This is a genomic window from Streptomyces sp. UH6 (genome assembly GCF_013421635.1).
Lineage (GTDB): Bacteria > Actinomycetota > Actinomycetes > Streptomycetales > Streptomycetaceae > Streptomyces > Streptomyces abyssomicinicus.
The window spans coordinates 1-3231 of record NZ_JACADT010000662.1 but is presented as its reverse complement, the minus strand read 5'-3'; the positions used below and the strand labels follow the sequence as shown (position 1 = coordinate 3231).

3 protein-coding genes and 1 pseudogene are annotated in these 3231 nt (G+C 74.4%); 1 reads left to right on the top strand and 3 read right to left on the bottom strand.

The window, feature by feature from the left end; genetic code table 11:
• Positions 1-747: pseudogene (locus HW445_RS23875) on the bottom strand (PucR family transcriptional regulator); the annotation flags it as partial.
• A 137-nt stretch (positions 748-884) separates the two neighbouring features.
• On the opposite strand from HW445_RS23875, the gene HW445_RS23870 reads away from it, so the two are divergent.
• Positions 885-1535, top strand: coding sequence for a pirin family protein (locus tag HW445_RS23870; RefSeq protein ID WP_180223008.1), 651 nt, complete (start codon positions 885-887; stop codon positions 1533-1535).
• Positions 1536-1609: 74 nt separating this feature from the next.
• Here HW445_RS23870 and HW445_RS23865 read toward each other — a convergent pair whose 3' ends face one another.
• Together HW445_RS23865 and HW445_RS23860 are read right to left on the bottom strand one after the other, a co-directional pair.
• Positions 1610-2428: a serine hydrolase gene (locus HW445_RS23865; protein ID WP_180223007.1), complete on the bottom strand. Its 819-nt coding sequence runs from the start codon at positions 2426-2428 to the stop codon at positions 1610-1612.
• Positions 2429-2438: 10 nt separating this feature from the next.
• Positions 2439-2936, bottom strand: a complete 498-nt coding sequence (locus HW445_RS23860; protein WP_180223006.1) for a GNAT family N-acetyltransferase — start codon at positions 2934-2936, stop codon at positions 2439-2441.
• Positions 2937-3231 lie beyond the last annotated feature (295 nt).

Genomic DNA, 3231 nt, shown 5'->3' with positions numbered 1-3231 from the left:
GTCGCTGCCGCCGGCGATCACCACCAGGCGGTGGCCCAGCACGCCGGTCAGCACCTGGAGCTTCGCGTGGCGCGCGGCGCGGCGGATCGCCTCCACGGTGAGCTCGCTGTCCCCGTCGGGGGCGGTGCCCAGCACCACGCAGACGTGCTCCGGCGCGTTCCAGCCCAGCGCCGCGGCCCGGCTGACGGCGCCCTCGTCGGCCTCGCCGGAGAGCACCGCGTTGACCACCAGCGACTCCAGCCGGGCGTCCCAGGCGCCGCGTGCCTCGGCGGCCTGGGCGTACACCTGCGCGGTGGCGAAGGCGATCTCCCGGGCGTAGACCAGCAGCGCCTCGCGCAGGACCGACTCGTCGCCGGGTGCGGCGACCTCGTCGATCGCGGACTCCATCACCTCGATGGTGGTGCGCACCATCTCCACGGTCTGCCGCAGCGTGATCGCGCGGGTCAGCTCACGCGGCGCCGTGCCGAAGACGTCGGTGGAGATCGCCTGGGTGGGGGTCTGCGGGCGGCGGAACCACTCCGTGAACGCGGCGATACCCGCCTGCGCCACCAGGCCGATCCACGACCGGTTCTCCGGCGGCATCGCCCGGTACCAGGGCAGCGTCTCGTCCATCCGCGCGATCGCCTGCGCGGCGAGGCTGCCGGAGGACCGCTCCAGCCGCTTCAGCGTGGCCGAGTAGGTGTGGGCGTGGACGTCGGACGGGTCGTGTGCGGACGGGACGGCTTCGGAAGGATCTGGTGCGGGCACGCCCACAAGGGTGCCCCATGCCGGACGGCTTGCGCCGCGCCGGGTCGGACGCGGTCCGTGTGCGGACCGTCACACCCGGGCGTCGTCCCGGGCGCGGCGGGTCTCCGGGGGCGCGCCGGTAGCGTGATCACGTGACCATCGACGTACGGCGAGCGGCCGACCGGTACGCGGGCGGGGAGCCCGGTGCGGGGATCACCACCCGCCACTCCTTCTCCTTCGGCCCGCACTACGACCCGGACAACCTCGGCTTCGGCCCGCTGATCGCGTGCAACGAGGAGCGGCTGGAGCCGGGGGCGGGGTTCGACGAGCACCCGCACCGGCACGTGGAGATCGTCACCTGGGTGCTGGAGGGAGCCCTCACCCACCGCGACTCCGGCGGGCGGGAGCGGACCGTGCGTCCCGGTGACCTCCAGCACCTCAGCGCCGCGTCGGGCGTCCGCCACGTGGAGCGCAACGACGGTCCGGTGCCGTGCCGGTTCCTCCAGATGTGGCTCACGCCGCGGGCGGCGGCGGACGGGCCCGCGTACACGCTGGTGCGCGAGCTCGGGGCCGGGGCGTACGAAGTCCCGGAGGCGGGCGGGGTGTTGCGCACCTACCGCCTGGCCGCCGGCGACGGCGTGTCCCTCCCGGACGCGGGTTCCCGCTACCTCCACCTCGCCTCGGGCGAACTCCGCGTGGGCGGTGAGACCTTGGCCCCCGGTGACGCGCTCCGGGTCACCGGGGGGCGGAACCTCACGGCGGAGGCGGCGGCCGATGCGGAGTTCCTGGCCTGGGAGTTCACGGCCTGACGGCCTGACGGCCTGACGGCCTGACGGCCTGACGGCCCTGGGGCCGGGTGCCCGCCGGGGGCGGGGCCGCGTTCTCAGCGGTGCGCCGCCTCCGCCAGGACCGCGTCGGTGAACGACGGCCACGCGTCGATCGCCCACTGCCCGAAGGCGCGGTCGGTGAGGGCGACGCAGGCGAGCCCCGCGTGCGGGTCGGTCCACAGGAACGTGCCCGACTGGCCGAAGTGGCCGAAGGTGAAGGGGGAGGACGCGGAACCGGTCCAGTGCGGGGACTTGCCGTCGCGGATCTCGAATCCGAGGCCCCAGTCGTTGGGGTTCTGGTGGCCGTACCCCGGCAGGACCCCCTTGGTGCCGGGGAACTGCACGGTCATCGCCTCCAGCACCGTCCGCGGGTCCAGCAGCCGCGGCGCCTGGAGCTCGGCGGCGAAGCGGAGGAGGTCGGTCACGGTGGAGACGCCGTCCTTGGCGGGGGAGCCGTCCAGGGTCGTGGACGTCATGCCCAGCGGCTCGAGGACGGCCTGGCGGGCGTACTCGGCGAACGGCATCTCCGTGGCCTTCTCCAGGTGGCGGCCCAGCTCCTCGAAGCCCGCGTTGGAGTAGACCCGCCGCTCGCCGGGTGCGGCCACCGCCTTCGGCTCGTCGAAGGCGAGACCGGAGGTGTGGGCCAGGAGGTGGCGGACGGTGGCGCCGTCGGGGCCGGCCGGCTCGTCCAGCTCGACGGCGCCCTCCTCGTACGCCACCAGCACCGCGTACGCGGCCAGCGGCTTGGTGACCGAGGCGAGCGGGAACCGGTGGTCGACGGGGCCGTGGACGCCGGCCACCGTGCCGTCGGCCCGCACGACGCCCGCCGCGGCGGTGGGAACGGGCCAGGACTCGATCATCGCCAAGCTGTTCATGCCGAAGAGCCTAGGCGGATCGGAGGGGCAGCCGCATCGAGGGGTCGGGCTTGCGGACGAAGCCGAGCGAGGCGTACAACGGCTCGCCCTCGGCCGAGGCGTTGAGGTCGACCCGCCCGCAGCCCTGCTCGCGGAACCAGGAGATCACCGCCTCCATGCAGGCCCGCGAGTAGCCCCGGCGGCGGGCCGCGGGGTCGGTGGCGACGCTGAACACGTAACCGTTGAGACCGTGCGGGTTGTCGGCCCCGCCGATCCGGTACTCGATCTGTCCGGCGGCGAGCGAGGCAAGGGCGCCGGGGCGGTCCGGGTGGTCGACGACGAACGCGGCGAAGTCGCCGTCCTTGTCGGCCAGCCGTCGCCGCAGCGGCTCCAGCGCCTCGGCGTGCCACTCGGGCGTCCCGGCCCGAACACCGGGCGGAGGGCCGGGCCGGACCGCGTCGATCATGACCTGTCGCAGGCGGAGGACCTCAGGTGCGTCCTCCGGCAGGGCGCGTCGGGCGAAGACCATGCCGGAACGATAGCGGCCGGATCGACGGCGGGCGGAACGACAGTGGCCGGAACGACAGCGGGCGGAACCACAGCGGCGCCGGTCCGCTCGTCCGCCGCTCCCCTCCGGCCGCGCACGAGCGGACCGGCGTCCTCCGCATGTCCTGCGGAGGGCCTGACCCGCTGTGACTTTGGGCTGCCCAAGAGACTCGGCGCCCAACCTCGACTCACCCGAACCGGTTAGTCATTCGCACATTTGTCCCCCTCCGGGTCTGTGGGGGTGTGCGGGTCCGTGGCCGTGGGAGCGGTGCGGGCCA

Bases quoted from the DNA above. Each gene is read 5' to 3' on its own strand.
- HW445_RS23860 (WP_180223006.1), bottom strand. From the start codon at position 2,936: ATGGTCTTCGCCCGACGCGCCCTGCCGGAGGACGCACCTGAGGTCCTC.
- HW445_RS23865 (WP_180223007.1), bottom strand. From the start codon at position 2,428: ATGAACAGCTTGGCGATGATCGAGTCCTGGCCCGTTCCCACCGCCGCG.